We start from the raw sequence: 875 nt of genomic DNA on the forward strand, positions 1-875 counted from the left end.
AGCCCGGAACGGGCGCGGGCGGTGCGGAGAGCGCCCGCACGCCCGGAATGGTCGGTCGCGAGCGACGCGGAGGGCGGCAGCGGCGAGCGGGGCGGGCCATAACGGACACACCTGTCCAGCCGGCCGCGACACTCAGCGACCCAACTACTGCCCTGGCGGACTCAAAAAGGGCGCGGCCGTCTCGGTCGTCCCCCGATTCCGCAAGCACCGCAGGGACGAGGCGCGCAGCGGCGGTCGCGGGACGTCGAGCGGCCGAGGGCTTTCAGGAACTATCCCTATCTCGGACCCACAAGTCGTTATTCGCCGACGGACTGCGATTCGTCCTCGATGATGACGTCCACACCGTCCGGTGATACATCGAGCGGGATCCCCTCGACAGTGAACTGAACAGTGATGTTCTCATCGGCGGAAGCGATCAGCTGTTCGAGCGCACCGGGGTCGACGTACTCGTGGAGCTGATAGGAATCGTCTTCGAGTCCACACGCCTCCAGTGTCTCGACGATCTCGACAAGGAGCTCATTTGGCCCGCCCGAACGGCTGGTTGATGGAGAATGCATCTGAACGCTCGTGGCTAATGGTGGGAGACGTTTAAAACGTTAGGAGTCAACCACAGAAGCTTATCGCTCTGCTATTTGACTTAGCGCGTTCGGGATAGCGTCGGCGCAACCAGAAGCGATTATGCGCTTTGACGCCGACTGGATGTCTCGTGCTGATGACCGCATTCTAGAGCATCTTTCTGACGACGGCCCCGACACCCCGAAGGAAATGGCGGACAGCGACCGCGTGCGCTTCTCCCGGCAACACATCAACGCCCGGTGCAAGACGCTCGTCAAATACGGACTCCTCGTCCACCTCGGCAACGGCGTCTACGACAT

2 protein-coding genes are annotated in these 875 nt (G+C 62.3%); one reads left to right on the forward strand and one right to left on the reverse strand.

All coding sequences use genetic code 11. From position 1 onward, the window contains the following. Positions 1–296: 296 nt before the first annotated feature. Positions 297–557, reverse strand: a complete 261-nt coding sequence (locus ACQUQ1_RS22470) for a HalOD1 output domain-containing protein (protein ID WP_435066394.1) — start codon at positions 555–557, stop codon at positions 297–299. A gap of 121 nt (positions 558–678) precedes the next feature. On the opposite strand from ACQUQ1_RS22470, the gene ACQUQ1_RS22475 reads away from it, so the two are divergent. Next, positions 679–875, forward strand: a 197-nt coding sequence (locus tag ACQUQ1_RS22475; protein WP_435066395.1) for a MarR family transcriptional regulator, incomplete at its 3' end; no start/stop codon positions are given.

Origin of the sequence: Halobaculum sp. EA56 (assembly GCF_051195075.1) — an archaeon.
GTDB lineage: Archaea > Halobacteriota > Halobacteria > Halobacteriales > Haloferacaceae > Halobaculum.